Annotated in this window: 23 protein-coding genes; 13 read left to right on the top strand and 10 right to left on the bottom strand. The window is 62.6% G+C overall.

What is annotated here, in order from left to right:
* The first annotated feature begins 10 nt into the window (after positions 1–10).
* The 10 genes from nuoG to PVZ80_RS01660 all read left to right on the top strand — a co-directional run bounded on the left by nuoG (position 11) and on the right by PVZ80_RS01660 (position 10,914).
* Positions 11–2,725: an NADH-quinone oxidoreductase subunit NuoG gene (gene nuoG, locus PVZ80_RS01705; protein ID WP_273863357.1), complete on the top strand. Its 2,715-nt coding sequence runs from the start codon at positions 11–13 to the stop codon at positions 2,723–2,725.
* Positions 2,722–3,729: an NADH-quinone oxidoreductase subunit NuoH gene (gene nuoH / locus PVZ80_RS01700; protein WP_007929607.1), complete on the top strand. Its 1,008-nt coding sequence runs from the start codon at positions 2,722–2,724 to the stop codon at positions 3,727–3,729. The genes nuoG and nuoH overlap by 4 nt, the downstream gene beginning before the upstream one ends.
* A gap of 11 nt (positions 3,730–3,740) precedes the next feature.
* Positions 3,741–4,289, top strand: coding sequence for an NADH-quinone oxidoreductase subunit NuoI (gene nuoI / locus PVZ80_RS01695; protein ID WP_003223795.1), 549 nt, complete (start codon positions 3,741–3,743; stop codon positions 4,287–4,289).
* A 9-nt stretch (positions 4,290–4,298) separates the two neighbouring features.
* The gene (nuoJ, locus tag PVZ80_RS01690; protein ID WP_009049787.1) at positions 4,299–4,799 is read left to right on the top strand and encodes an NADH-quinone oxidoreductase subunit J; all 501 of its coding nucleotides are present in this window, start codon (positions 4,299–4,301) and stop codon (positions 4,797–4,799) included.
* A 13-nt stretch (positions 4,800–4,812) separates the two neighbouring features.
* Complete coding sequence (nuoK, locus tag PVZ80_RS01685; RefSeq protein ID WP_023964387.1) at positions 4,813–5,121, top strand: NADH-quinone oxidoreductase subunit NuoK; 309 nt, start codon at positions 4,813–4,815, stop codon at positions 5,119–5,121.
* On the top strand, positions 5,118–6,971 hold the full coding sequence (gene nuoL / locus PVZ80_RS01680; RefSeq protein WP_009049789.1) for an NADH-quinone oxidoreductase subunit L: 1,854 nt from the start codon (positions 5,118–5,120) through the stop codon (positions 6,969–6,971). Before nuoK ends, nuoL begins: the two co-directional genes overlap by 4 nt.
* Before the next feature lie 39 nt (positions 6,972–7,010).
* Entirely contained in the window at positions 7,011–8,543 is a 1,533-nt protein-coding gene (gene nuoM / locus PVZ80_RS01675; RefSeq protein ID WP_009049790.1) for an NADH-quinone oxidoreductase subunit M, read from the top strand.
* A gap of 7 nt (positions 8,544–8,550) precedes the next feature.
* A complete protein-coding gene (gene nuoN, locus PVZ80_RS01670) occupies positions 8,551–10,014 on the top strand; it encodes an NADH-quinone oxidoreductase subunit NuoN (RefSeq protein WP_009049791.1) in 1,464 nt (487 codons plus the stop codon).
* A 245-nt stretch (positions 10,015–10,259) separates the two neighbouring features.
* Positions 10,260–10,610: a toxin gene (locus tag PVZ80_RS01665; protein WP_273863356.1), complete on the top strand. Its 351-nt coding sequence runs from the start codon at positions 10,260–10,262 to the stop codon at positions 10,608–10,610.
* Entirely contained in the window at positions 10,600–10,914 is a 315-nt protein-coding gene (locus PVZ80_RS01660; protein ID WP_009049793.1) for a helix-turn-helix domain-containing protein, read from the top strand. The genes PVZ80_RS01665 and PVZ80_RS01660 overlap by 11 nt, the downstream gene beginning before the upstream one ends.
* A gap of 166 nt (positions 10,915–11,080) precedes the next feature.
* Here the strand turns inward: PVZ80_RS01660 and PVZ80_RS01655 are convergent, their stop codons facing one another.
* The 6 genes from PVZ80_RS01655 to PVZ80_RS01630 form a co-directional block, all read right to left on the bottom strand.
* The gene (locus PVZ80_RS01655; protein WP_273863355.1) at positions 11,081–12,823 is read right to left on the bottom strand and encodes an ABC transporter substrate-binding protein; all 1,743 of its coding nucleotides are present in this window, start codon (positions 12,821–12,823) and stop codon (positions 11,081–11,083) included.
* Between the two features lie 163 nt (positions 12,824–12,986).
* Complete coding sequence (locus PVZ80_RS01650) at positions 12,987–13,259, bottom strand: DUF2160 domain-containing protein (RefSeq protein ID WP_009049795.1); 273 nt, start codon at positions 13,257–13,259, stop codon at positions 12,987–12,989.
* Between the two features lie 10 nt (positions 13,260–13,269).
* Entirely contained in the window at positions 13,270–14,070 is an 801-nt protein-coding gene (locus tag PVZ80_RS01645) for a carbohydrate ABC transporter permease (RefSeq protein ID WP_273863354.1), read from the bottom strand.
* 11 nt (positions 14,071–14,081) lie between these two features.
* On the bottom strand, positions 14,082–14,948 hold the full coding sequence (locus tag PVZ80_RS01640; protein WP_009049796.1) for a carbohydrate ABC transporter permease: 867 nt from the start codon (positions 14,946–14,948) through the stop codon (positions 14,082–14,084).
* Complete coding sequence (locus PVZ80_RS01635) at positions 14,945–16,060, bottom strand: ABC transporter ATP-binding protein (protein WP_124314097.1); 1,116 nt, start codon at positions 16,058–16,060, stop codon at positions 14,945–14,947. The genes PVZ80_RS01640 and PVZ80_RS01635 overlap by 4 nt, the downstream gene beginning before the upstream one ends.
* Positions 16,060–17,154 carry an ABC transporter ATP-binding protein gene (locus PVZ80_RS01630; RefSeq protein WP_009049798.1) on the bottom strand — a complete coding sequence of 365 codons (1,095 nt, stop codon included), beginning with the start codon at positions 17,152–17,154 and terminating at the stop codon, positions 16,060–16,062. The genes PVZ80_RS01635 and PVZ80_RS01630 overlap by 1 nt, the downstream gene beginning before the upstream one ends.
* Positions 17,155–17,481: 327 nt before the next feature.
* Between PVZ80_RS01630 and PVZ80_RS01625 the strand changes: the two genes are divergently transcribed.
* Positions 17,482–19,332, top strand: coding sequence for a sigma-54-dependent Fis family transcriptional regulator (locus tag PVZ80_RS01625; RefSeq protein ID WP_273863353.1), 1,851 nt, complete (start codon positions 17,482–17,484; stop codon positions 19,330–19,332).
* 81 nt (positions 19,333–19,413) lie between these two features.
* On the opposite strand, the gene cysS is transcribed toward PVZ80_RS01625, so the two are convergent.
* The gene (gene cysS, locus PVZ80_RS01620) at positions 19,414–20,796 is read right to left on the bottom strand and encodes a cysteine--tRNA ligase (protein ID WP_016701906.1); all 1,383 of its coding nucleotides are present in this window, start codon (positions 20,794–20,796) and stop codon (positions 19,414–19,416) included.
* Between the two features lie 18 nt (positions 20,797–20,814).
* The gene (locus PVZ80_RS01615) at positions 20,815–22,512 is read right to left on the bottom strand and encodes a glutamine--tRNA ligase/YqeY domain fusion protein (RefSeq protein WP_009049801.1); all 1,698 of its coding nucleotides are present in this window, start codon (positions 22,510–22,512) and stop codon (positions 20,815–20,817) included.
* A 277-nt stretch (positions 22,513–22,789) separates the two neighbouring features.
* On the opposite strand from PVZ80_RS01615, the gene PVZ80_RS01610 reads away from it, so the two are divergent.
* Together PVZ80_RS01610 and lpxH are read left to right on the top strand one after the other, a co-directional pair.
* On the top strand, positions 22,790–23,293 hold the full coding sequence (locus tag PVZ80_RS01610) for a peptidylprolyl isomerase (RefSeq protein ID WP_007929634.1): 504 nt from the start codon (positions 22,790–22,792) through the stop codon (positions 23,291–23,293).
* A complete protein-coding gene (gene lpxH, locus PVZ80_RS01605) occupies positions 23,290–24,039 on the top strand; it encodes a UDP-2,3-diacylglucosamine diphosphatase (protein WP_025804721.1) in 750 nt (249 codons plus the stop codon). Before PVZ80_RS01610 ends, lpxH begins: the two co-directional genes overlap by 4 nt.
* A gap of 121 nt (positions 24,040–24,160) precedes the next feature.
* On the opposite strand, the gene PVZ80_RS01600 is transcribed toward lpxH, so the two are convergent.
* The gene (locus PVZ80_RS01600) at positions 24,161–25,690 is read right to left on the bottom strand and encodes a DHA2 family efflux MFS transporter permease subunit (protein ID WP_009049803.1); all 1,530 of its coding nucleotides are present in this window, start codon (positions 25,688–25,690) and stop codon (positions 24,161–24,163) included.
* Between the two features lie 65 nt (positions 25,691–25,755).
* Positions 25,756–26,958 carry an efflux RND transporter periplasmic adaptor subunit gene (locus tag PVZ80_RS01595; RefSeq protein ID WP_273863352.1) on the bottom strand — a complete coding sequence of 401 codons (1,203 nt, stop codon included), beginning with the start codon at positions 26,956–26,958 and terminating at the stop codon, positions 25,756–25,758.

Genomic DNA, 26,958 nt, shown 5'->3' with positions numbered 1-26,958 from the left:
ACTTTGAACCATGGCCACTATCCACGTAGACGGCAAAGCGCTCGAAGTCGATGGGGCGGACAACCTGTTACAGGCATGTCTGTCACTAGGCCTCGACATCCCTTATTTCTGCTGGCACCCCGCTCTCGGTAGCGTCGGTGCCTGTCGCCAGTGCGCGGTCAAGCAGTACACCGACGAGAACGACACCCGTGGTCGCATCGTCATGTCCTGCATGACGCCCGCCACCGACAACACCTGGATCTCCATCGACGATGAAGAATCCAAGGCCTTCCGCGCCAGTGTCGTCGAATGGCTGATGACCAACCACCCGCACGACTGCCCGGTCTGCGAGGAAGGCGGTCACTGCCACCTGCAAGACATGACCGTGATGACCGGCCACAACGAGCGCCGTTATCGCTTCACCAAGCGTACCCACCAGAACCAGGAACTCGGCCCGTTCATCGCTCACGAGATGAACCGCTGCATCGCCTGCTACCGTTGCGTGCGTTTCTACAAGGACTATGCCGGCGGCACCGACCTCGGCGTGTTCGGTGCCCACGACAACGTGTACTTCGGTCGCGTTGAAGACGGCACCCTGGAAAGCGAGTTCTCCGGCAACCTCACCGAGGTCTGCCCGACCGGTGTGTTCACCGACAAGACTCACTCCGAGCGCTACAACCGCAAATGGGACATGCAGTTCTCGCCGAGCATCTGCCATGGCTGCTCCAGCGGTTGCAACATTTCCCCGGGCGAGCGCTACGGCGAACTGCGCCGCATCGAGAACCGCTACAACGGTTCGGTGAACCAGTACTTCCTGTGCGACCGTGGCCGTTTCGGCTATGGCTACGTCAACCGCACAGACCGTCCACGCCAGCCGCTGCTGAACGACGGCACCAAGCTGAACCTGGACCAGGCGCTGGACAAGGCCGCCGACCTGCTGCGCGGCCGCAATATCGTCGGTATCGGTTCGCCTCGCGCCAGCCTGGAAAGCAACTACGCCCTGCGTGAACTGGTAGGTGCCGAGCACTTCTACAGCGGTATCGAAGCCGCCGAACTGGAGCGCATCCGCCTGGTCCTGCAAGTGCTGAAAAGCAGCCCGCTGCCCGTGCCGACCATGCGCGACATCGAAGACCACGATGCAGTGTTCGTCCTCGGCGAAGACCTGACCCAGACCGCCGCCCGCATGGCCCTGGCCCTGCGCCAGTCGGTCAAGGGCAAGGCCGAAGAAATGGCCGACGCCATGCGCGTCCAGCCATGGCTCGACGCCGCGGTGAAAAACATCGGCCAGCACGCGCTGAACCCGCTGTTCATCGCCAGCCTGGCTGAAACCAAGCTCGACGACGTTGCCGAGGAGTGTGTACACGCCGCTCCCGACGACCTGGCGCGCATCGGTTTCGCCGTGGCCCACGCCCTGGACGCCAGCGCCCCGGCCGTCGAAGGCCTGGACACCGAAGCCCAGGAACTGGCCAAGCGCATCGCCGACGCCCTCCTCGCCGCCAAGCGTCCACTGATCATCGCCGGCACCTCCCTGGGTTCCAAGGCGCTGGTCGAAGCCGCGGCGAACATTGCCAAGGCCCTGAAGCTGCGCGAGAAGAACGGCTCCATCAGCCTGATCGTGCCTGAGGCCAACAGCCTCGGCCTGGCCATGCTCGGTGGCGAATCGGTGGACGCCGCGCTGCAAGCGGTGATCGACGGTAAGGCCGACGCCCTGGTCGTGCTGGAAAACGATCTGTACACCCGCACCGACGCCGCCAAGGTCGATGCCGCGCTGAACGCCGCGAAAGTGGTGATCGTCGCCGACCACCAGAAGACCGCCACCAGCGATCGCGCGCACCTGGTCCTGCCAGCGGCCAGCTTCGCCGAAGGCGACGGCACCCTGGTCAGCCAGGAAGGCCGTGCCCAGCGCTTCTTCCAGGTGTTCGATCCGACCTATATGGATGCCAGCATCCTGGTTCACGAAGGCTGGCGCTGGCTGCATGCCCTGCGCTCTACCCTGCTGAACAAGCCGGTGGACTGGACCCAGCTGGACCACGTGACCGCCGCCTGCGCCCAGAGCAACCCGCAACTGGCGCGCATCGTCGATGCCGCGCCATCGGCGTCGTTCCGCATCAAGGGCCTGAAGCTGGCCCGCGAACCGCTGCGTTACAGCGGCCGTACCGCCATGCGCGCCGACATCAGCGTGCACGAGCCACGTACCCCGCAGGACCAGGACACCGCGTTCTCCTTCTCCATGGAAGGTTACTCGGGCTCCGTGGAGCCACGCTCCCAGGTGCCGTTCGCCTGGTCGCCGGGCTGGAACTCACCGCAAGCCTGGAACAAGTTCCAGGACGAAGTCGGTGGTCACCTGCGTGCCGGTGATCCGGGCACCCGCCTGATCGAAAGCCAGGGCGACAGCCTCGGCTGGTTCGCCAGCGTGCCGCGCGCCTTCTCCCCGGCCCAGGGCACCTGGCAGGCGGTGCCGTTCTACCACCTGTTCGGCAGCGAAGAGAACTCTTCGAAAGCCGCTCCGGTCCAGGAACGCATCCCGGCCGCCTACGTTTCCCTGGCCAAGTCCGAAGCCGATCGCCTGGGTGTCAACGATGGCGCGTTGCTCGCCGTGAAGGTGGCGGGCCAGACACTGCGTCTGCCGCTGCGCATCAACGACGAGCTGGGCGCTGGCCTCGTGGCCCTGCCAGCCGGCCTGGCGGGCATTCCTCCGGCGTTCTTTGGCAAATCCGTTGACGGTCTGCAGGAGGCAGCGCAATGACCTGGTTCACCCCTGAAGTGATCGACGTGATCCTGGCGGTCGTCAAAGCCCTGGTCATCATGCTGGCCGTGGTGGTCGCCGGTGCCCTGCTCAGCTTTGTCGAGCGTCGCCTGCTGGGCTGGTGGCAGGACCGTTACGGTCCGAACCGCGTTGGCCCGTTCGGCATGTTCCAGATCGCCGCCGACATGCTGAAGATGTTCTTCAAGGAAGACTGGACCCCGCCGTTTGCCGACAAGGTGATCTTCACCCTGGCACCGGTCGTGGCCATGAGCGCCTTGCTGATCGCGTTCGCGATCATCCCGATCACCCCGACCTGGGGTGTGGCGGACCTGAACATCGGCCTGCTGTTCTTCTTCGCCATGGCCGGCCTGTCGGTCTACGCGGTGCTGTTCGCCGGCTGGTCGAGCAACAACAAGTTCGCCCTGCTCGGCAGCCTGCGGGCCTCGGCCCAGACCGTGTCCTATGAAGTGTTCATGGGCCTGGCGCTGATGGGCATCGTGGCCCAGGTCGGTTCGTTCAACATGCGCGACATCGTCGACTACCAGGCGCAGAACCTGTGGTTCATCATTCCGCAGTTCTTCGGCTTCTGTACCTTCTTCATCGCTGGCGTGGCCGTGACTCACCGTCACCCGTTCGACCAGCCGGAAGCGGAACAGGAACTGGCCGACGGTTACCACATTGAATACGCCGGCATGAAATGGGGCATGTTCTTCGTTGGCGAGTACATCGGCATCATCCTGATCTCGGCACTGCTGGTCACCCTGTTCTTCGGTGGCTGGCACGGTCCGTTCGGCATCCTGCCGCAACTGTCCTTCGTCTGGTTCGCCCTGAAGACCGCGTTCTTCATCATGCTGTTCATCCTGCTGCGGGCTTCCATCCCGCGTCCGCGTTATGACCAGGTGATGGACTTCAGCTGGAAATTCTGCCTGCCGCTGACCCTGATCAATTTGCTGGTGACTGCTGCGCTTGTGTTGTTGAACACGCCAGCGGGCGCGGTTCAGTGAGGATTTGACCCATGTTCAAATATATTGGCGACATCGTTAAGGGTACTGGTACCCAACTGCGCAGCCTGGTGATGGTCTTCGGCCATGGCTTTCGCAAGCGCGACACCCTGCAATACCCGGAAGAGCCGGTCTACCTGCCGCCCCGCTACCGTGGCCGCATCGTACTGACCCGCGACCCCGATGGCGAAGAGCGTTGCGTAGCCTGCAACCTGTGCGCCGTGGCGTGCCCGGTGGGTTGCATCTCGCTGCAGAAAGCTGAAACCGAAGACGGTCGCTGGTACCCGGACTTCTTCCGCATCAACTTCTCGCGTTGCATCTTCTGCGGCCTCTGCGAGGAAGCCTGCCCGACCACCGCGATCCAGCTGACCCCGGATTTCGAGATGGCCGAGTTCAAACGTCAGGACCTGGTTTACGAGAAAGAAGATCTGCTGATCTCCGGTCCCGGAAAGAACCCTGATTACAACTTCTATCGTGTTGCAGGTATGGCCATTGCCGGTAAGCCAAAGGGCTCCGCGCAAAACGAAGCCGAGCCGATCAACGTGAAGAGCTTGCTGCCTTAAGGAAGAAAGATGGAATTCGCTTTCTATTTCGCGTCAGGTGTCGCCGTTGTCTCCACGCTACGTGTGGTGACCAACACCAACCCTGTGCACGCCCTGCTCTACCTGATCATTTCGCTGATCGCCGTGGCGATGACGTTCTTCAGCCTCGGCGCACCGTTCGCCGGCGTGCTGGAAGTGATCGCCTATGCCGGCGCCATCATGGTGCTGTTCGTGTTCGTGGTGATGATGCTGAACCTGGGCCCCGCCTCGGTTCAGCAGGAACGCATCTGGCTCAAGCCGGGGATCTGGCTCGGGCCGGTGGTGCTCGCCGCCCTGCTGCTGGTGGAACTGCTGTACGTGCTGTTCAGCCACCAGAGCGGTACCGGTATCGGCCACACCACCGTAGACGCCAAGGCCGTGGGCATCAGCCTGTTCGGTCCTTATCTGCTGGTGGTCGAACTCGCCTCGATGCTGCTGCTCGCCGCAGCCGTCACGGCGTTCCACCTGGGCCGCAACGAGGCGAAGGAGTAAGACCATGCCTACTATCGGAACTATCCCTCTGGAGCATGGCATGGCCGTTGCCGGCATCCTGTTCTGCCTCGGCCTGGTCGGCCTGATGGTGCGACGCAACATTCTCTTCGTGCTGATGAGCCTGGAGGTGATGATGAACGCCTCCGCCCTGGCCTTCATCGTCGCCGGTAGCCGCTGGGCGCAGCCGGATGGACAGGTCATGTTCATCCTGGTGATCAGCCTGGCAGCCGCCGAGGCCAGTATTGGCCTGGCGATCCTGTTGCAGCTGTATCGCCGCTTCCACACTCTCGATATCGACGCTGCCAGCGAGATGCGCGGATGAACCTTCTCTATCTGACTTTCCTGTTCCCCCTGATCGGTTTTCTGCTGCTGTCGTTCTCCCGTGGACGCCTCTCGGAAAACCTCGCCGCCCTGATCGGTGTCGGCTCCGTTGGCCTGTCGGCGATTGTCGCGGCTTATGTGATCTGGCAATTCAACGTCGCCCCGCCGGAAGGTGGCCACTACACCCAGGTGCTGTGGCAGTGGATGACCGTTGGCGACTTCAAGCCAACCTTCGCCCTGTACCTGGACGGCCTGTCCGTGACCATGCTCGGCGTGGTGGTGGGCGTGGGTTTCCTGATCCACCTGTTCGCGTCCTGGTACATGCGCGGTGAAGACGGTTACTCGCGCTTCTTCGCCTACACCAACCTGTTCATCGCCAGCATGCTGTTCCTGGTGCTCGGCGACGACCTGTTGTTCCTGTACTTCGGCTGGGAAGGCGTGGGCCTGTGTTCGTACCTGCTGATCGGTTTCTACTACAGCAACCGCAACAACGGTAACGCGGCACTCAAGGCCTTCATCGTCACCCGCATCGGCGACGTGTTCATGGCCATCGGCCTGTTCATCCTGTTCCAGCAGCTGGGTACGCTGAACATCCAGCAACTGCTGGTCGCGGCGCCTGCGAAGTTCCAGGCCGGCGACTTCTGGATCGTCCTGGCGACCCTGATGCTGCTGGGTGGCGCGGTCGGTAAATCCGCCCAGCTGCCGCTGCAGACCTGGCTGGCGGATGCGATGGCCGGTCCTACCCCGGTTTCGGCACTGATCCACGCCGCAACCATGGTGACCGCCGGTGTCTACCTGATCGCCCGTACCCACGGCCTGTTCGCCCTGGCGCCGGACATCCTGCACCTGGTGGGCGTCGTCGGTGGCGTGACCCTGGTGCTGGCCGGCTTCGCCGCGCTGGTACAGACCGACATCAAGCGGATCCTCGCCTACTCGACCATGAGCCAGATCGGCTACATGTTCCTGGCCCTGGGCGTTGGCGCCTGGGACGGCGCGATCTTCCACCTGATGACCCACGCCTTCTTCAAGGCCCTGCTGTTCCTTGCCTCCGGTGCGGTGATCGTTGCCTGCCACCACGAGCAGAACATCTTCAAGATGGGCGGCCTGTGGAAGAAACTGCCGCTGGCCTACGCCAGCTTCATCGTCGGCGGCGCGGCCCTGGCGGCCCTGCCACTGGTCACCGCCGGTTTCTACTCCAAGGACGAGATCCTCTGGGAAGCCTTCGCCAGCGGTAACCATGGCCTGCTGTATGCCGGTCTGGTGGGGGCCTTCATGACCTCGCTGTACACCTTCCGCCTGATCTTCATCACCTTCCACGGTGAAGCCAAGACCGAAGCCCACGCCGGCCACGGCATCAGCCACTGGCTGCCGCTGTCGGTGCTGATCGTTCTGTCGACCGCCGTCGGCGCCATGATCACCCCACCGCTGCACGGTGTGCTGCCACTCAGCGTCGGCCATGCCGGCGGCGAAGCCAAGCACAGCCTGGAACTCGCGTCCGGCGCCATCGCCATCGCCGGTATCCTGCTGGCCGCGCTGCTGTTCCTCGGCAAGCGTCGCTTCGTTACCGCCATCGCCAACAGCGGCATCGGCCGCCTCCTCTCGGCCTGGTGGTTCGCTGCCTGGGGCTTCGACTGGATCTACGACAAACTGTTCGTCAAGCCATATCTGGCGATCAGCCATGTACTGCGCAAAGACCCGCTCGACCAGACCATCGGTCTGATCCCGCGCCTGGCCAAAGGGGGCCACAACTCCCTGAGCCGTACGGAAACCGGTCAACTGCGTTGGTACGCCGCCTCGATGGCTGCTGGTGCCGTGCTGGTTATCGGCGCCGTCGTGCTGGTAGCGGTCTGATATGAACCTTGCGAACTTGCGAAAGGAATTGAGCCCGTCATGATTCTGCCTTGGCTAATCCTGATCCCCTTCATCGGCGGCCTGCTGTGCTGGATGGGTGAGCGCTTCGGCGCCACCCTCCCCCGCTGGATTGCGCTGATCACCATGTCCCTGTTGCTCAGCCTCGGCCTCTGGCTGTGGGCCCACGGCGACTATTCACTCGCTCCGGCGCCTGGCGCCGATCCGACCTGGACCCTGGAGTTCAAGCACGTCTGGATCGAGCGCTTCGGCATCAACGTGCACCTGGCCCTCGACGGCCTGTCGCTGTTGATGATCCTGCTGACCGGCCTCCTGGGCGTGCTTTCCGTCCTCTGTTCCTGGAAAGAGATCCAGCGTCACGTGGGCTTCTTCCACCTGAACCTGATGTGGATCCTGGGCGGTGTCGTCGGCGTGTTCCTCGCCCTCGACCTGTTCATGTTCTTCTTCTTCTGGGAAATGATGCTGGTGCCGATGTACTTCCTCATCGCGCTCTGGGGTCACAGTTCTTCGGACGGCAAGAAAACCCGGATCTACGCCGCGACCAAGTTCTTCATCTTCACTCAGGCTTCCGGCCTGATCATGCTGGTGGCGATCCTCGGTCTGGTGCTGGTCAACTTCAACGACACCGGCGTGATTACCTTCAACTACGCCGACCTGTTGAAGACCAAGATGTCGACCACCACCGAGTACGTGCTGATGCTCGGCTTCTTCATCGCCTTCGCAGTGAAGCTGCCAGTGGTGCCGTTCCACTCCTGGCTGCCCGATGCCCACGCCCAGGCACCGACAGCGGGTTCCGTGGACCTGGCGGGGATCCTGCTGAAGACTGCGGCCTACGGCCTGCTGCGCTTCGCCCTGCCGCTGTTCCCGAATGCCTCGGCCGAGTTCGCGCCGATCGCCATGACCCTGGGTCTGATCGGCATCTTCTACGGTGCCTTCCTGGCTTTCGCCCAGACCGACATCAAGCGCCTGGTGGCATTCTCCAGCGTTTCGCACATGGGCTTCGTGCTGATCGGTATCTACTCCGGCAGCCAGCTGGCCCTGCAGGGCGCGGTGATCCAGATGCTGGCTCACGGTCTGTCGGCGGCAGCACTCTTTATCCTGTGCGGCCAGCTGTACGAACGCACCCACACCCGCGACATGCGTGAAATGGGTGGCCTGTGGTCGAAGATCGCCTACCTGCCAGCCATCAGCCTGTTCTTCGCAGCAGCCTCGCTGGGCTTGCCGGCGACCGGTAACTTCGTCGGCGAATTCCTGATCCTGATCGGTACCTTCGCCAGCGCACCATGGGTCACCGTGCTCGCGACTTCCGGCCTGGTGTTCGGTTCGGTCTACTCGCTGATCATGATTCACCGTGCCTACTTCGGCCCGGCCAAGTCGGACGCGGTCCTGCACGGCATGGACGCTCGCGAACTGATCATGGTGGTCGGACTGGCGGCGCTGCTGATCTACATCGGCATCTACCCGCAACCGTTCCTCGATACCTCTGCCGCCACGATGAGTGGCGTGCAGCAATGGCTCGGCACCGCCTTCACTCAACTCGCTTCGGCCCGGTAAGAGCGCTATGGACTTTACGATTCAACACTTTATCGCGCTTGCGCCGCTGTTGATCACCAGCCTCACCATCATTGTGGTGATGCTGGCTATCGCCTGGCGTCGCAACCATTCGCAAACCTTTCTGCTGTCGGTCGCCGGTCTGAACCTGGCGTTGCTGTCGATCCTGCCGGCCCTGAAAGTCACCCCTCTGGCGGTGACTCCATTGCTGCAGATCGACCAGTTCGCCTGCCTGTACATGGCGCTGATCCTGGTGGCCACCCTGGCCTGCGTCACCCTCGCCCACGCCTACCTGGGCGACGGCGGCACCGGTTACCCGGGCAACCGCGAAGAGCTGTACCTGCTGATCCTGATGGCCGCCGCCGGCGGCCTGGTCCTGGTCAGCGCGCAACACCTGGCCGGCTTGTTCATCGGCCTGGAACTGCTCTCGGTACCGGTCTACGGCCTGGTGGCTTATGCCTTCTTCAACAAGCGTTCGCTGGAAGCCGGCATCAAGTACATGGTGCTGTCGGCCGCCGGTTCCGCGTTCCTGCTGTTCGGCATGGCCCTGCTCTACGCCGAAGCCGGCAGCCTGAGCTTCAACGGCATCGGTCAGGCCCTGGCCGCGACCGGCCTGCCTAGCCCGATGGCCCAACTGGGCCTGGGCATGATGCTGATCGGCCTGGCGTTCAAGCTGTCGCTGGTACCCTTCCACCTGTGGACCCCGGACGTCTACGAAGGGGCTCCAGCGCCTGTGGCGGCCTTCCTGGCCACCGCGAGCAAGGTGGCGGTATTCGCGGTGATGGTGCGTCTGTTCCAGATCTCGCCGGTAGCCAGCAGCGGTGTCCTGAACACCGTGCTGACCCTGATCGCGATTGCCTCGATCCTGTTCGGCAACCTGCTGGCGCTGACCCAGAGCAACCTCAAGCGTCTGCTGGGTTACTCGTCCATCGCCCACTTCGGTTACCTGCTGATCGCCCTGGTGGCGAGCAAGGGCCTGGCGATGGAGGCCATCGGCGTCTACCTGGTCACCTACGTGATCACCAGCCTCGGCGCCTTCGGCGTGATCACCCTGATGTCCTCGCCTTACAAGGGTCGCGATGCGGATGCCCTGTACGAGTACCGCGGCCTGTTCTGGCGTCGTCCGTACCTGACCGCCGTACTGACCGTGATGATGCTGTCCCTGGCCGGTATCCCGCTGACCGCGGGCTTCATCGGCAAGTTCTACATCATTGCCACCGGTGTCGAAGCGCACCAATGGTGGCTGGTCGGTTCCCTGGTCCTGGGCAGCGCCATCGGTGTGTTCTACTACCTGCGCGTCATGGTCACCCTGTACCTGATCGAGCCGAACCTGCGCCGCGTCGACGCCCAGCTGCACTGGGAACAGAAAGCCGGCGGCGTGATGCTGCTGGCCATCGCGGTCCTGGCATTCTTCCTCGGCGTCTACCCACAACCGCTGCTGATCCTGGTCCAGCAATCCGGTCTGGCGGGCTGATCGCTCAAGAACGATCCGCAGCAAAACAAGACGGCGCCTTCGGGCGCCGTTTTGTTTTCCAAAGAAAAACCACCCTGCCCTTCCTCCTGCCATCTGAAAGGAATTGCCTTTCAGGCTTTAAAGACGCGTCCTACGTCTCATCCTGATTGCCAAGTCTAAGGTCATTAAAAGGCGACGAGCGCCATGCGCAACGCCTTGACCTCTCGACCCATTCAACCAAAATATACGCAGATTACGTACAGATCATGGACGCACTTTTTATTGAGCTGCCCCCGTCCCAACGCCATCGACAGGACTACCTGGACGACGAGCTTTTTCGTAGCTTGCAGCTTGAGTTGCTGAAAGCCCCCGAAGCCGGAGATCTCATCGAGGGAACCGATGGCTTGCGCAAGATCCGCTTTGTCGATGAGCGACGGCACAAGGGCAAACGCGGCGGGATCCGGGTGATTTATTACTGGTGGTCCGGAGGCGCCCAATTCTGGCTCTTCACCCTTTACGCAAAGAACGAGCAGAACGACCTGACACCCCATCAGAAAAAACTGCTCAAGCAACTGCTGAACAGAGAAGTCGAGGCGAGAACCCATCATGAAACGTGACATCTTTTCCGAACTGGTCGAAGGTTTCGACGCCCTGGCCAAAGAGCGCCAAGGCAAGCTCACGCTGCGCACCTACAAGGTCAAGCTGAACGCACTGCTCCCGATCACCGCTGAAGAAGTGCTGGCCGTGCGCGAGCAGTTGAACCTGTCCAGATCGGTATTTGCCATGTACCTGCGCACCAATACTCGGACCCTGGAGAACTGGGAGCAAGGACGGGCAAAACCCAACGCTCAGGCCACCACCCTGATCCGCCTGGTACAGCGTTTTCCCGATACGGTGGAGCGGCTGGCAGCATTGGCCTGAAGGTCTGCGCTGGTTCGAAGGACGTCATCGCGGGCAAGCCTCGCTCCGACGGATCACCCTCTTCTGTAGGAGCGAGGCTTGCCCGCGATAACAATGGTCCGGGCACTACAGCTCCCAAAACAGAACGGCACCCGAAGGTGCCGTTGCGCATTACCGATCCACAACCTTACTTGCGCGCCGCCTCCCACGACTTGAGCAGTTCGTTGTAGCTCACGGTCTCGCCCTGGGGTTTCTCGTTGGCCAGTTTCGGTTTCGGCGCGCCCGGTTGGTCGAACCAGTATTGCGCGTCGCGCTCGGGGTTCATTTTCGGGGCGCAGGTGGCCTGGGCTTTCGAGCGCTCGAGCCGGGTCATGATTGCGTCCTGGTCCTTGGCCAGGCCATCGAGTGCCTGTTGCGGGGTTTTCTCGCCGCTGGCCGCTTCGGCGATATGGCTCCACCACAGCTGTGCCAGGCGTGGATAGTCCGGCACGTTGGTGCCGGTCGGCGTCCACTGCACGCGGGCCGGACTGCGATAGAACTCCACCAGGCCACCGAGTTTCGGCGCCAGGTCGGTCATCGCCTGGGAGTTGATGTCCGACTCGCGGATCGGTGTCAGGCCGACGATGGTTTTCTTCAGCGACACGGTTTTCGAGGTCACGAACTGGGCATAGAGCCAGGCCGCGAGTTTCTGTTTCTCCGGAGTGGACTTGAGGAAGGTCCAGGAACCGGCGTCCTGATACCCCAGCTTCATGCCCTCCTCCCAGTACGGCCCCTTGGGCGACGGCGCCATGCGCCATTTCGGCGTGCCGTCGGCGTTCATCACCGGCAGGCCCGGCTTGGTCATGTCGGCGGTGAAGGCGGTGTACCAGAAGATCTGCTGGGCGATATTGCCCTGGGACGGCACCGGCCCGGATTCGGAGAAGGTCATGCCCGCCGCTTCCGGTGGCGCGTACTTTTTCATCCAGTCGACGTACTTGGTGGTGGCGAACACCGCCGCCGGGCCGTTGGTGTCGCCGCCGCGGGTCACGCTGGAGCCCACCGGATGGCAATCCTCGACGCGGATCCCCCACTCGTCCACCGGCAAACCGTTGGGCAAGCCCTTGTCGCCGCCGCCGGCCATGGAGAACCAGGCATCGGTGAAGCGCCAGCCCAGGGACGGATCCTTCTTGCCGTAGTCCATATGCCCGTAGACCCGCTTGCCGTCGATCTCCTTGACGTCTTCGCTGAAGAACTTAGCGATGTCCTCATAGGCCGACCAGTTCACCGGCACACCCAGCTCGTAGCCGTACTTCTCCTTGAACTTGGCTTTCAGGTCGGCCCGCTCGAACCAGTCGGCGCGGAACCAGTACAGGTTGGCGAACTGCTGGTCGGGCAACTGGTAGATCTTGCCGTCCGGCGCGGTGGTGAAGGAGATGCCGATGAAGTCCTTGATGTCCAGGGTCGGCGAGGTGTAGTCCTTGCCCTCGTTGGCCATCAGGTCGGTGATGGATTCGGTCTTGCCATAACGGAAGTGCGTGCCGATCAGGTCGGAGTCGTTGACCCAGCCGTCATAGATATTCTTGTCCGACTGCATCTGGGTCTGCAGCTTCTCCACCACGTCGCCTTCCTGCAGCAGGTCGTGGGTCAGCTTGATCCCGGTGATTTCACTGAAGGCCTTGGCCAGCACCTTGGACTCGTATTCATGGGTGGCGATGGTCTCAGAGACCACGTTGATCTTCATCCCACGAAACGGCTCGGACGCCTTGATAAACCACTTCAGCTCTTCCAGCTGTTGTTCCGCGGTCAGGGTGGATGGCTTGAACTCGCTGCCGATCCATTTTTTCGCGGCGTCCTCGTAGGCGTCGGCCCAGGCCGTCGCGCTCAAGCTGCTCAGAGCCAGCATGGCCGCCAATGAAACGCTATGTCGCAGCTTATTGTTTTTGTCGAACATAGAGACCTCCCGGTTAAGTTCAAAGAGGACCGATACCAATACCTCCCTGTAGGAGCGAGCTTGCTCGCGAAGGTCGCTAACGATGACGCGTAGAACCAGCCTGTACGCGGCGCGCTGGAATTCTTCGCGAGCAAGCTCGCTCCTACAGGAATGGGTATCAGCATTAGCCCCAACGCATCACAGCCAACAGCCACACCAGGGACAGCACGAACGCCACCCAGATGCTCCAGTCGGTGACGCCGATTACCAGCAGATGCAGGTAGGCGCTGCCGAGAAGACCGATAAACAGACGATCGCCACGGGTGGTGGCAATCGGCAGGAAGCCGCGCCGAGGGATGCTCGGCGAACGTAATTCCCACGTGGTCATGCCCAGCAGGATCAAGGCAATGACACCGAAGAATGCCGCCGTCGGGGCGGTCCAGTTCATCCATTCCATCAACGGATCCTCATACCCGGCCCAGGGCGAAGCCCTTGGCCACATGGTTGCGAACAAACCAGATCACCAGCATGCCCGGCAGGATGGTCAGCACCCCGGCCGCCGCCAGCACACCCCAGTCGATACCGGAGGCGGACACGGTGCGGGTCATCACCGCGGCGATCGGCTTGGCGTTCACCGAGGTCAGGGTCCGCGCCAGCAGCAGCTCGACCCAGGAAAACATGAAGCAGAAGAACGCCGTCACGCCGATCCCCGAGCCGATCAGCGGGACGAAGATCTTCACGAAGAACTTGGGAAAGCTGTAGCCGTCGATGTAGGCGGTCTCGTCGATTTCCTTCGGCACCCCGGACATGAAGCCTTCGAGAATCCACACCGCCAGCGGCACGTTGAACAGGCAGTGGGCCAGGGCCACGGCAATGTGCGTATCGAACAGGCCGATGGACGAATACAGCTGGAAGAACGGCAGCAGGAACACCGCCGGCGGCGCCATGCGGTTGGTCAGCAGCCAGAAGAACAGGTGCTTGTCGCCGAGGAAGCGGTAGCGCGAGAACGCATAGGCCGCCGGCAGTGCCACACTCAGGGAAATCACCGTGTTCAGGCTGACGTAATACAGCGAGTTGAGGTAGCCGGTGTACCAGCTGGGGTCGGTGAAGATCACCTTGTAGTTGTGCCAGGTGAAGTCCTGGGGCCACAGGGTCAGGCTGCCGAGGATCTCGTTGTTGCTCTTGAACGACATGTTCAGCAACCAGTAGATCGGCACCAGCAGGAACAGGATGTAGATCAGCAGCGGTATCAGCTTGCGCTTGATCATGGCGGCCGTCCTCAGCGATTGGCGTCGGAGTGGGTCATGGCGGTGTAGAACAGCCAGGACACCAGCAGGATGATCAGGAAGTACACCAGGGAGAACGCCGCGGCCGGGCCCAGGTCGAACTGACCGATCGCCATCTGGGTCAGGGTCTGGCTGAGGAAGGTGGTGGCGTTGCCCGGCCCGCCGCCGGTGAGCACGAACGGCTCGGTGTAGATCATGAAGCTGTCCATGAAGCGCAGCATCACCGCGATCAGCAGCACGCTTTTCATCTTCGGCAACTGGATATGCCGGAACACTGCCCAGTTCGACGCCCGGTCAATGCGCGCCGCCTGGTAGTACACGTCCGGGATCGCCCGCAGCCCCGAATAGCACAGCAGCGCCACCAGCGAGGTCCAGTGCCACACGTCCATCACCAGCACCGTGACCCAGGCATCCATGGTGTTGGCCGCATAGTTGTAATTGATGCCCAGGGCATTCAGCGCCGAGCCCATCAGGCCGATGTCGGCGCGGCCGAAGATCTGCCAGATAGTGCCCACCACGTTCCACGGGATCAGCAACGGAATGGCGAGGATGATCAGTACCACCGACGACCAGCGCCCCTTGCTCGGCATGGTCAGGGCAATGGCTATCCCCAAGGGAATCTCAATCAGCAACACGCAGGCCGAATAGATGAACTGGCGCAGCAACGAGTCGTGCAGGCGCGGGTCGAGCAGCACCTGGCGGTACCAGTCGGCGCCGACGAAATAGCGGCTGGACTGGTCGAAGATGTCCTGCACCGAGTAGTTGACCACGGTCATCATCGGGATCACCGCACTGAAGGCCACCAGCAGGAACACCGGCAATACCAGCCACCAGGCCTTGTTGTTCTGCACTTTGTTCATGGCTGAACCTCGTTCGTGGCGTGGGCCTCCAGCAGGTATTCGTCGGCGTAGACCATCAGCCACTGCGCGGGGAAGCTGATGCAGGCCCTGCCCTGCGGCACTGGCTTGTCTTCGGCCAGGCGCACTTTTAACACCGCGCCGTCGAGGTTCAGGGTCATGATCTTGTAGGTACCCAGGTCCTCGATGTGGACCACGTCGGCCTGCAGCGCCTCCTCGTAAGGCTCGTCCCAGACATGGATGAATTCCGGGCGGATGCCGACTTTCAGGCTCTGGTAATCGCTCTCGGCGATCCGCTGCTGCAAGGCCTCGGGCAGTGCCAGATGGGTGCCGGCGAACCTGACACCGCCGGCCTCTGCCCGGACCTCGATCAGGTTCATCCCCGGGCTGCCGATGAAGTAGCCGACGAAGGTGTGGCTCGGTCGCTCGAACAGCTCCCGCGGGGTGCCGAACTGGACGATCTGCCCGCCGTACATCACCGCGATCTTGTCGGCGAAGGTCGAGGCTTCGAGCTGGTCGTGGGTGACGTAGACCATGGTGATGTTGAACTGCTCGTGGATCTGCTTGAGCTTGCGCCGCAGCTTCCACTTCAGGTGCGGGTCGATCACCGTCAGCGGCTCGTCGAACAGGATCGCCGACACGTCGTCGCGCACCAGGCCGCGGCCCATCGAGACCTTCTGCTTTTCGTCGGCGCTGAGGTTGCGCGCCTTCTTGTTCAACAGCGCCTGCAGGTCGAGGACCTCGGCGATCTCCTGCACCTTGCTGTGCACCTTGGCCTCGGCCATGCCCTGGTTGCGCAGCGGGAAGGCCAGGTTGTCGAACACCGTCATGGTGTCGTAGACCACCGGGAACTGGAAAACCTGGGCGATATTGCGCTTCTCGGGAGTCAGCTCATTGACCACCCGGGTGTCGAACAGCACCTGCCCCTGGGACGGGCTGAGCAGCCCGGAAATGATATTGAGCAAGGTCGACTTGCCGCAGCCGGACGGCCCGAGCAAGGCATAGGCGCCGCCCTGCTCCCAGATGTGGTTCATCTCGCGGATCGCATAGTCCTCGGGACCAGCCGGAGTGCTGGTGTAACTGTGGGCGAGGTTGTGCAAACGGATCTCGGCCATCAGGCAACCCTCGCGACGCGTCGCCCCGGCGCCTGGACCAGACGGCCCTGGGCATCGAAGACGAACAGTTTGTGGGTGGGGATATAAATGCGGATCGGCGCGTCGACGTCATATTCGTGCACGCCGGGCAAGTGCAGCACCAACAGGAATTGTTCGTTGCGCACATGCAGGAAGGTTTCCGAGCCGCTGATTTCCGCCACCTCGACGGTCACCGCCAGCTCCAGGTCGTCGTCGTTGCTCGGCACCAGGGAGATATGGCTGGGCCGCACGCCAAAGCGGAACTCACCCTCGCCGACCGGGCGCAGATCGACGTTCAGCGGAAAGTGCACGAAGTTGGCGAAGCTCACTTCATTGCCCGCGATGCGCCCCGGCATCAGGTTGATCGGCGGTTCGGAGAACAGCTCGGCGGCCAGCACCGTCTGCGGCTGGTGATAGACCTCGGCGGTCTTGCCGCTCTGCACCAGGCGCCCCTCATGGAGAATGGTGGTAGTGCCGCCCAAAGCCAGCGCCTCGTTGGGCTCGGTGGTGGCGTAGATGGCGATGGTGTGGCGGGCCTGGAACAGCTCGCGCATCTCCTGGCGCAGCTCTTCACGCAGCTTGTAGTCGAGGTTGACCAACGGCTCGTCGAACAGGATCAGCTCGGCATCCTTGACCAGCGCCCGGGCCATCGCCGTGCGCTGCTGCTGGCCGCCGGACAGCTCCAGCGGATGGCGCTGCAGGAACTTCTCGATCCGCAGCATCTTCGCCGTCTCCAGCACCTTGCTCTCGATCAGTTGCGCGGCGACACCGGCCTGGCGCAGCGGCGAGGCGATGTTCTCGAACACGGTCATGGTCGGGTAGTTGATGAACTGCTGATAGACCATCGACACGTTGCGCAGCCGCACCGGGCGCCCGGTGACGTCCACGCCATTCATCAGGATGCGTCCGCTGGCGGGCTTGTCGAGCCCGGCGATCAAGCGCATCAGGCTGGTCTTTCCGGACAGCGTACGTCCCAGCAGAACATTGAAGGAACCGGGTTCAAAGCGCAGCGAGATGTCATCGATCCAGGTCTGGCCCTCGACGACACGGCTGACGTGTTCCAGCGTTAATGACATGGCTCGGCCTTTTTTATTATTGGAGTCAAGCGACCGGAGCAGCAGAGCGACTTTCGTGCCAGAACCGCGGCAGCAAACCAAGCCACTGATAAGCCTGATATTTATTCCAAGACAGGTTATCCGCGGGTTCATAGCTGAACAGAAATGAACAACCCGCACTGAACAACTGAACAGTCCGGCGGTTGACAATGAACAAGAGTGAACAACACTGGATGGACGTTTTTGCCGGCAAGATTGCTTCTTGTAGCCGCTGCCGCGGGCTGCAACTACAAAGGCCAGGCCATACGCCAATAACAACAATAAAAGCGTTTTCAGAGACCTACCGCCATGAGCGCACCTGCCTCACCGCTGTCTCACGAGACCATCATCAAGGACTCCTGGAGCCGCTGCCGGGCCTTTGGCCTCAGCCACCAGAGCGCCCCCGCCTTCGATCAACTGCCCGCCGAGCGCATCGCCCAGTTGCTGGAAAGCCAGCATGCCCTGGTGCAGACCACCCACCAGGAAGTCCTGCCCTACTACGAGAACATCCTCAGCAACTCCAATTGCCTGATCATGCTCGCCGACAACCAGGGCCAGGTGCTGACCTCCTGGGGCACCCAGCGTTTTATCGAGCCGAGCCTGGCCCGTGGTTTCAGTGCCGGCGCCAGCTGGCTGGAACACTGCAGCGGGACCAACGCCATCGGCACCGCCCTGGCCTGCGAGCAGGCGGTGCATATCGAGCACGATGAACACTTTCTCAAGGCCAATCGCTTCATGACCGGCTCGGCCGCGCCGATCTTCGATACCGAGCGCCGGGTGATCGCGGTGCTGGATGTCTCCAGCGACAGCTACCTGCCGCCCTCCCACACCCTGGGCATGGTCAAGATGATGAGCCAGACGGTGGAGAACCGGCTGATCCTCAACCTGTTCGAAGGCCGGCATTTCCAGCTGACCTTCAACACCGGCCTGAACAACCTCGACAGCCAGTGGGCCGGCTTGCTGATCTTCGATGAAAGCGGCCAGGTGCTGTCGGCCAACCGCCGCGCCGACAACCTGCTGGGCATCAGCCTGTCGCGGGTCGGCATCGAAAGCCTGTTCAAGGTGTCCCTGCTGGAATTGCTCAACCAGCCGGAAGGCCTGCCCTTCGCCCTGCAGGCCGCCGGACGCAACCGCTTCCATTGCCTGCTCAAGCGTCCAAGGCAGGTGCCGATCCAGGCCCGGGTCTTCGCCGAAGCGCCTGCCCGCCCGGCCCCCGCCAACGCCGATGCCATCGGCCTGAACACCCTGCACTTCGGCGACAGCCGCGTGGAGAAAGCCGTGCGCCAGGCCGAACGGCTGCTGGAAAAGGACATTCCGTTGTTGATCCACGGCGAAACCGGCGTCGGCAAGGAAGTCTTCGTCAAGGCGCTGCACCAGGCCAGCTCGCGGAGCAAACAGGCATTCATCGCCGTCAACTGCGCGGCGATCCCCGCCGAACTGGTGGAGTCCGAGCTGTTCGGCTATGAAAAAGGCGCCTTCACCGGCGCCAACCAGAAAGGCAGCATCGGCCTGATCCGCAAGGCTGACAAAGGCACGCTGTTCCTCGACGAAATCGGCGACATGCCCCTGCCGACCCAGGCCCGCCTGTTGCGGGTGCTGCAGGAGCGCTGCGTGCAGCCGGTGGGCAGCAGCGAACTGTTCCCGGTGGACATCCGCATCATCTCGGCGACCAACCGCTCCCTGCGCGAACAGGTGCAACTCGGGCGCTTCCGCGAGGACCTGTATTACCGCATCGGCGGCCTGACCCTGGAGTTGCCGCCCCTGCGCGAACGCAGCGACAAGCAGGCGCTGTTCAAGCGCATCTGGGAGCAGCACCGCGAGCCCGGCCAATGGGCCGGGCTCAGCCGCGAAGTCCAGGACCTCTTCGAGCGCCACCCCTGGCCGGGCAACCTGCGCCAGGTCAGCAGCGTGATGCAGGTGGCGCTGGCCATGGCCGAAGACCAGCCGATCCGCGCCGAGCACCTGCCGGACGACTTTTTTGTCGACCTGGACATGGAGCCAGCCGCCAGCCACGAACCGCCCGGCGACATCGCCCTGGAAGACAGCGCCGACCTGCACCGCCAGCTCAAGGCCGTGGGCGGCAACATTTCCCAGCTGGCGCGACGGCTGGGGGTGAGTCGCAATACCCTCTATAAAAGATTGCGTCAGCAGGAGGATTGATCCCCCGCCCCCTCCATCCCCAAATGGCAAGCAAACAAAAACCCGCACAAGGCGGGTTTCTGTTTGTAGCCAGTACCGCGATCAGTCAGCCAGACGCCAAGTAGTCCCACCCTTGCCGTCTTCCAGCACCACGCCCATGGCGGTGATCTGGTCGCGGATGCGGTCAGACTCGGCCCAGTCCTTGTTGGCACGGGCCGCCAGGCGCGCCTGGATCAGCGATTCGACCTGCGCCGCGTCGACCCGGCCGGCGGCACCGGCCTGCAGGAAGTCGTCGGCTTCCAGTTGCAGCACACCCAGCACATCCGCCAGTTCCCGCAGGCGCGCCGCCAGACCGGCCGCCGCATTGAGATCGCTCTCACGCAGACGGTTGATCTCGCGCACCATCTCGAACAGCACCGCACAGGCTTCCGGGGTGCCGAAGTCGTCGTTCATCACCTCGGTGAAACGCTCGACGAAGGCTTCGCCACCGGCGGCCGGCACGCTCGGCAGGCCCTTGAGGGCGTGGTAGAAACGCTCCAGGGCGCCCTTGGCGTCCTTGAGGTTGTCTTCCGAGTAGTTGATCGCGCTGCGGTAGTGGCTCGACACCAGCAGGTAACGCACCACTTCCGGATGGTACTTGTCGAGCACGTCGCGAATGGTGAAGAAGTTGTTCAAGGACTTGGACATCTTCTCGCCATTGATGCGGATCATGCCGCAGTGCATCCAGGCATTGGCGTAGGTCTTGCCGGTGGCCGCCTCGCTCTGGGCGATCTCGTTTTCATGGTGCGGGAACTCGAGGTCGCTGCCGCCGCCGTGAATGTCGAAGGTCTCGCCCAGGCAGCAGGTCGACATCACCGAGCATTCGATGTGCCAGCCCGGACGCCCGGCGCCCCATGGCGATTCCCAGCTCGGCTCGCCCGGCTTGGCGGCTTTCCACAGCACGAAGTCCAGCGGGTCCTGTTTCGACTCGTCGACTTCGATGCGCGCGCCGATGCGCAGGTCTTCGATCTTCTTGCGCGACAGCTTGCCGTAACCCATGAACTTGGCCACGCGGTAGTACACGTCGCCGTTGCCCGGCGCGTAGGCGTAGCCTTTGTCGATCAGGGTCTGGATCATCGCGTGCATGCCGGCGATATGGTCGGTGGCACGCGGCTCCATGTCCGGCTTCTTGATGTTCAGGCGCGCTTCGTCTTCGTGCATCGCCGCGATCATGCGCTCGGTCAGCGCTTCGAACGACTCGCCGTTCTCGTTGGCCCGATTGATGATCTTGTCGTCGATGTCGGTGATGTTGCGCACATAGGTCAGGTCGTAACCGCTGAAACGCAGCCAGCGGGTCACCAGGTCGAAGGCGACCATGCTGCGACCGTGGCCCAGGTGGCAGTAGTCGTACACGGTCATGCCGCACACGTACATGCGCACCTTGTTGCCATCGAGCGGCTTGAAGACTTCTTTGCTCTTGGTGAGCGTGTTGTAGATCGTTAGCACAAGGAGTTCCTTAACTGATCACTGACCCCAGGAGTCGCGCAGGGTCACGGTACGGTTGAATACCGGTGCGCCCGGTTTCGAGTCCTTGATATCCGCGCAGAAGTAACCTTCGCGCTCGAACTGGAAACGGTCTTCCGGCTGTGCGTTGCCCAGCGAGGGTTCGGCACGACAACCAGTGAGGACCTGCAGGGAGTCAGGGTTGATGTTGTCCAGGAAACTTGCGCTGTCTTCGGCCTTCTCCGGGTTCGGCGAACGGAACAGGCGATCGTACAGGCGCACTTCGCACTCGACGCTGGCGGCGGCCGGCACCCAGTGGATCACGCCCTTGACCTTGCGGCCTTCCGGGTTCTTGCCCAGGGTGTCGGGATCGTACGAGCAACGCAGCTCGACGATGTTGCCGTCGGCATCCTTGATCGCCTCGTCGGCGCGGATCACGTAGCTGCCACGCAGGCGCACTTCGCCGGCCGGCTCCAGGCGCTTGTAGCCCTTTGGCGGCTCTTCCATGAAGTCGTCGCGGTCGATGTAGATTTCACGAGCGAACGGCAGGACCCGCACCCCCATGTCTTCTTTCGGGTGACGCGGCAATTCGAGGTTCTCGACCTGGCCTTCCGGGTAGTTGGTGATCACCACCTTCAGCGGACGCAGCACGCACATGGCGCGCGGGGCGCTGTGGTCGAGGTCGTCACGGATGCTGAATTCGAGCATGCCGAAGTCCACCACGCCGTCGGAACGGTTGGTGCCGACCATTTCGCAGAAGTTGCGGATGGATTTCGGCGTGTAGCCACGACGACGGAAGCCCGACAGGGTCGACATGCGCGGGTCGTCCCAGCCGTTGACGTGCTTCTCGTCCACCAGTTGCTTGAGCTTGCGCTTGCTGGTGATGGTGTAGTTCAGGTTCAGGCGGCTGAACTCGTATTGGCGCGGCTGCGCCGGCACCGGCAGGTTCTCGAGGAACCACTCGTACAGCGGACGGTGGCTTTCGAACTCCAGGGTGCAGATCGAGTGGGTAATGCCTTCGATGGCGTCCGACTGGCCGTGGGTGAAGTCGTAGTTCGGGTAGATGCACCACTTGTCGCCGGTCTGGTGGTGATGCGCATGGCGGATGCGGTACATGATCGGGTCGCGCAGGTTCATGTTCGGCGAGGCCATGTCGATCTTGGCCCGCAGCACGCGTGCGCCATCCGGGAATTCACCCGCCTTCATGCGGGCGAACAGGTCCAGGTTCTCTTCCACCGAACGGTCACGGAACGGGCTGTTCTTGCCCGGTTCGGTCAGGCTGCCACGGTATTCCTTGGCCTGCTCGGGGGTCAGGTCGTCGACATAGGCCTTGCCCGCCTTGATCAGCTCCACCGCCCATTCGTGCAACTGGTCGAAGTATTGCGAGGCGTAGCGCACTTCACCGGCCCACTCGAAGCCCAGCCACTTGACGTCGCTTTCGATGGCATCGATGTATTCCTGGTCTTCCTTGGCCGGGTTGGTGTCGTCGAAGCGCAGGTGGGTGACGCCGCCGAATTCCTGGGCCAGCCCGAAGTTCACGCAGATCGACTTGGCGTGACCGATGTGCAGGTAGCCGTTGGGCTCCGGCGGGAAGCGGGTCACGATCTGTGTGTGCTTACCCGAGTCCAGGTCCGCCTGGATGATCGGGCGCAGGAAGTTGACCGGCACGGCCGGTCCGGTCTTGGAATTCGAGGTAGGGTCGACAGTGGGCTTGCTCATAGGATCCTTGAACGTACAAGTGCGCGGCCGGTGCGGCCTGATAAATCAAAACGGATATCATAGCCGATGCGGTCAAGCCCCTGACAGAGCGGGCTTTAAATCTGCCGCGATTAATCCGTCGCAAATGAAAAAACAGCCTCGAATTTCACGCCCGGCACGCTAAACTGCGCACCTTGGCGGATTTTTGCCAGCGCGGTTCCGGCCCGCGGGCCCCAGGCCCGCCTCCCGGAACCCGGGAATTCCTTGAAAACGCTCCTCCTTATAAAGAGTACCGATCATGACTCAAGTCAAACTGACCACCAACCACGGCGACATCGTGCTGGAACTGAACGCCGAGAAAGCCCCGGTCACCGTGGCCAACTTCGTCGAATACGTTAAAGCCGGTCATTACGAAAACACCGTATTCCACCGCGTCATCGGTAACTTCATGATCCAGGGCGGCGGTTTCGAGCCAGGCATGAAAGAGAAGAAAGACAAGCGTCCAAGCATCCAGAACGAAGCCGACAACGGTCTTTCCAACGACAAGTACACCGTCGCCATGGCCCGCACCATGGAGCCGCATTCGGCTTCCGCGCAGTTCTTCATCAACGTCGCTGACAACAGCTTCCTCAACCACAGCGGCAAGACCGTCCAGGGCTGGGGCTACGCGGTATTCGGCAAAGTGGTTGCCGGCACCGAAGTGGTCGACAAGATCAAAGGCGTGGCCACCACCATGAAGGCTGGCCACCAGGACGTACCGGCAGAAGACGTGATCATCGAGAAAGCCGAGATCGTTGAGTGATACTGCTGATTTCAGATTTGCATCTGGAAGAGGAGCGCCCGGACATTACCCGGGCGTTTCTGGATTTACTGGGCGGGCGTGCCCGCTCGGCGCAAGCGCTGTACATCCTGGGAGATTTCTTCGAGGTCTGGATCGGCGACGACGCCATGACCCCCTACCAGCTTTCCATTTGCCAGGCACTGCGCGAGCTCAGCGACAGCGGCACGCAGGTTTTCCTGATGCATGGCAACCGCGACTTCATGCTCGGCAAGGCCTTCTGCAAGGCCGCGGGCGCGACCCTGCTCAAGGACCCGAGCGTGGTCGACTTCTATGGCGAACCGGTGCTGCTGATGCACGGCGACAGCCTGTGCACCCGTGACGAAGCCTATATGCGCATGCGCCGTTACCTGCGCAACCCGGTTTCGCTGTGGATCCTCAGGCATTTGCCGCTGCGCACCCGGCACAAGCTGGCGCGCAAGCTGCGCAACGAAAGCCGCGCGCAAACCCGCATGAAGGCCAACGACATCGTCGACGTGACCCCGGACGAAGTGCCGCGGATCATGCAGGAGTTCAAGGTGCGGACCCTGGTCCACGGCCACACCCACCGCCCGGCCATCCACAAGTTGCAGATCGGCGACCAGGCTGCCAAGCGCATCGTGCTGGGCGACTGGGACCGTCAAGGCTGGGCGCTACAGGTGGATGAACAAGGCTTCCAGCTGGCGGCTTTCGACTTCGTCCCATCGCAGTTGGCGTTGCCCCGCTCATAACAGCGCCGCCTTCCGGGCGAACGCTGCGCGTTCTATCGCGAGCAAGCTCGCTCCTACAGAGGGACGTACCTTTTTGTAGGAGCGAGCTTGCTCGCGATAACGCCTCTGCCCCACCGCGATATCAATGCCCCGCCGACGCCGGCCCGGCCTTGGCCGTGAACGGCGGCTTGGCCAGCCACACCAGCAGAATCAGGCCCATGAAGCTCCAGCCCAGCAGCGTGAAGTAGTCCACGGTGGACATCATGTACGCCTGGCCGGTCAGCACCTGGTCCAGCTGCGCGTAGGCCTGGTTGCTGGCACCGCCCAGGGCGCCCAGGGCATCGCGGGTGGCCGGCTCGAAGGTGCTGATGTGTTCACTCATGTAGGCATGGTGCTCGTTCGCCCGACGGATCCAGATCCAGGTGGTCAGCGAAGCGGCGAAGCTGCCACCGAGGGTCCGCAGGAAGGTGGCCAGGCCGGCGCCATCGGCGATCTGGTGCGGTGGCAGGTCCGACATCAGGATGCTCAGGGTCGGCATGAAGAACAGCGCCACGCCGATGCCCATGAACAGCTGCACCAGGGCGATGTGCTGGAAGTCCACTTCGTTGGTGAACCCGGCGCGCATGAAGCAGCTCAGGCCGATCGCCAGGAACGCCAGCCCGGCCAGCAAGCGCAGGTCGAACTTGTGCGCGTACTTGCCGACGAAAGGCGACATCAGCACCGGCAGGATACCGATCGGCGCCACCGCCAGGCCGGCCCAGGTCGCGGTATAGCCCATCTGGGTCTGCAACCACTGCGGCAGGATCAGGTTGATGCCGAAGAAGCCGGCATAACCGCCCACCAGCACGATGGTGCCGATGCGGAAGTTGCGGTGGGCGAACAGCCGCAGGTTGACCACCGGATGGCGGTCGGTCATTTCCCAGATCACGAACACCGCCAGGGCAATCACCGAAATCAGCGTACCGATAATGATGAAATTGGATTCGAACCAGTCCAGGTCATTGCCCTTGTCGAGCACGATCTGCAAGGCGCCGACGCCGACGATCAGGCTCAGCAGGCCGATGTAGTCCATCGGCTGGCGACTGGTCACCACCGGCCGTGCCTTCAGCTGTTGCTTGACCACCCAGGCGGCGAACAGGCCGATCGGTACGTTGATGAAGAAGATCCACGGCCAGCTGTAACTGTCGGTGATCCAGCCGCCGAGAATCGGCCCGGCAATCGGCGCCACCACCGTGACCATCGCCAGCAGCGCCAGGGCCATGCCCCTTTTCGCTGGCGGGTAGACCGCGATCAACAGGGTCTGGGTCATCGGGTACAACGGCCCGGCCACCACCCCTTGCAGCACCCGAAAGCCCACCAGCTCGGGCATGGAAGTGGAAATCCCGCAGAGGAACGAGGCCAGCACGAACAGCAGGGTGGCCCAGATAAACAGCTTCACTTCGCCGAAACGCCGGCTCAGCCAGCCGGTCAGCGGCAAGGCGATGGCGTTGCTCACGGCAAACGAGGTGATCACCCAGGTGCCCTGCTCCGAACTCACCCCGAGGTTGCCGGAGATGGTCGGCAAGGCCACGTTGGCGATGGTGGTGTCGAGCACCTGCATGAAGGTCGCCAGCGACAGGCCGATGGTGCTGAGCAACAGGCTGGGCGGCGTGAAAGAGGCGTTATTGCTCATCGCGAATCCTATGAAGCGAGGCTGGCGCCGCGGCCGCTAACGGCCGCAGCAGAGGGATCGGCGAATCAACGCTGCGCGGTCTTGCCGATGGCGGCGCTGTTGTCGTGGATCAGGCGGGCGATCAGCGCATCGGCCTCGCTCAACTGGCGGTCGTAGACGTTGGTACTGAACGACGCCTTTTGTGGCGGCTGCTGGGCCAGCACCGGGCCGCTCTGGTCGTGCAGGTCGACGTTGACCACCGTCGACAGGCCGACCCGCAGTGGGTGCCTGGCCAGTTCTTCGGCATTCACGTGGATGCGCACCGGCACCCGCTGCACGATCTTGATCCAGTTGCCGGTGGCGTTCTGCGCCGGCAACAGGGCGAAGGCGCTGCCGGTACCGGCGCCCAGGCTGTCGATGGTGCCGCTGTACTTGACCTCGCTGCCGTAGATATCGGCCTCGATGTCCACTGGCTGGCCGATGCGCATGTCACGCAGCTGGGTTTCCTTGAAGTTGGCGTCGATCCACAGCTGGTCGAGCGGGATCACCGCCATCAACGCGGTGCCCGGCTGTACCCGCTGGCCCAGTTGCACGGTGCGCTTGGCGACATAACCGGTCACCGGCGCGATCAGCGTGCTGCGGGCATTGGTCAGGTAGGCCTGGCGCAGTTGCGCGGCAGCCGACTGCACGTCCGGATGGTTGGAGACCACGGTGTCGTCCACCAGCGCGTTGGTGGTGTTGAGCTGCTGCTGGGCATTGGCCAGGGCGTTCTGCGCCGAGGTCAGGTCATCGCGGGCGTGGGACAGTTCTTCCTGGGAAATCGCCCCGCTGGTGGCGAGGGTCCGGCGACGGTTGAAGTTGTCCTGGGCTTTCTGCACTTCGGCCTTCTGCGCCGCCACCTGGGCGCGCATGCCGTCGACATTGCTGTACAAACCGCGCACCTGGCGCACGGTGCGGGCCAGGTTGGCCTCGGCGCTTTGCAGGCCGACCTCGGCATCGTTGGGGTCGAAGTTGATCAGCACCTGGCCTTCATGAACCAGGTCGCCATCGTCGGCGCCGATGCTGACCACCGTACCGGTGACCAGCGGGGTGATTTCCACCACGTTGCCGTTCACATAGGCGTCGTCGGTGCCTTCATTCCAGCGTCCGTAGAGTTCATACCAGGCAAAGACCCCCAGCCCGCCCAGGGCGATCAGCGCCACCAGGCCCAGCAGCATGACCTTGCGTTTGCGCGGGTTGGCGCTGTCCGACGTATTTTCAGGAGCGTTGTTGGTTTCGACAGTGGCCAT

The organism is Pseudomonas sp. B3G-3 (genome assembly GCF_028640915.1).
Lineage (GTDB): Bacteria > Pseudomonadota > Gammaproteobacteria > Pseudomonadales > Pseudomonadaceae > Aquipseudomonas > Aquipseudomonas chlororaphis_I.
This window is presented reverse-complemented; position numbering and strand designations above follow the sequence as displayed.

Bases quoted from the DNA above. Each gene is read 5' to 3' on its own strand.
- nuoG (WP_273863357.1), top strand. From the start codon at position 11: ATGGCCACTATCCACGTAGACGGCAAAGCGCTCGAAGTCGATGGGGCG.
- nuoH (WP_007929607.1), top strand. From the start codon at position 2,722: ATGACCTGGTTCACCCCTGAAGTGATCGACGTGATCCTGGCGGTCGTC.
- nuoI (WP_003223795.1), top strand. From the start codon at position 3,741: ATGTTCAAATATATTGGCGACATCGTTAAGGGTACTGGTACCCAACTG.
- nuoJ (WP_009049787.1), top strand. From the start codon at position 4,299: ATGGAATTCGCTTTCTATTTCGCGTCAGGTGTCGCCGTTGTCTCCACG.
- nuoL (WP_009049789.1), top strand. From the start codon at position 5,118: ATGAACCTTCTCTATCTGACTTTCCTGTTCCCCCTGATCGGTTTTCTG.
- nuoM (WP_009049790.1), top strand. From the start codon at position 7,011: ATGATTCTGCCTTGGCTAATCCTGATCCCCTTCATCGGCGGCCTGCTG.
- nuoN (WP_009049791.1), top strand. From the start codon at position 8,551: ATGGACTTTACGATTCAACACTTTATCGCGCTTGCGCCGCTGTTGATC.
- PVZ80_RS01665 (WP_273863356.1), top strand. From the start codon at position 10,260: ATGGACGCACTTTTTATTGAGCTGCCCCCGTCCCAACGCCATCGACAG.
- PVZ80_RS01660 (WP_009049793.1), top strand. From the start codon at position 10,600: ATGAAACGTGACATCTTTTCCGAACTGGTCGAAGGTTTCGACGCCCTG.
- PVZ80_RS01655 (WP_273863355.1), bottom strand. From the start codon at position 12,823: ATGTTCGACAAAAACAATAAGCTGCGACATAGCGTTTCATTGGCGGCC.
- PVZ80_RS01650 (WP_009049795.1), bottom strand. From the start codon at position 13,259: ATGGAATGGATGAACTGGACCGCCCCGACGGCGGCATTCTTCGGTGTC.
- PVZ80_RS01645 (WP_273863354.1), bottom strand. From the start codon at position 14,070: ATGATCAAGCGCAAGCTGATACCGCTGCTGATCTACATCCTGTTCCTG.
- PVZ80_RS01640 (WP_009049796.1), bottom strand. From the start codon at position 14,948: ATGAACAAAGTGCAGAACAACAAGGCCTGGTGGCTGGTATTGCCGGTG.
- PVZ80_RS01635 (WP_124314097.1), bottom strand. From the start codon at position 16,060: ATGGCCGAGATCCGTTTGCACAACCTCGCCCACAGTTACACCAGCACT.
- PVZ80_RS01630 (WP_009049798.1), bottom strand. From the start codon at position 17,154: ATGTCATTAACGCTGGAACACGTCAGCCGTGTCGTCGAGGGCCAGACC.
- PVZ80_RS01625 (WP_273863353.1), top strand. From the start codon at position 17,482: ATGAGCGCACCTGCCTCACCGCTGTCTCACGAGACCATCATCAAGGAC.
- PVZ80_RS01615 (WP_009049801.1), bottom strand. From the start codon at position 22,512: ATGAGCAAGCCCACTGTCGACCCTACCTCGAATTCCAAGACCGGACCG.
- PVZ80_RS01610 (WP_007929634.1), top strand. From the start codon at position 22,790: ATGACTCAAGTCAAACTGACCACCAACCACGGCGACATCGTGCTGGAA.
- PVZ80_RS01600 (WP_009049803.1), bottom strand. From the start codon at position 25,690: ATGAGCAATAACGCCTCTTTCACGCCGCCCAGCCTGTTGCTCAGCACC.
- PVZ80_RS01595 (WP_273863352.1), bottom strand. From the start codon at position 26,958: ATGGCCACTGTCGAAACCAACAACGCTCCTGAAAATACGTCGGACAGC.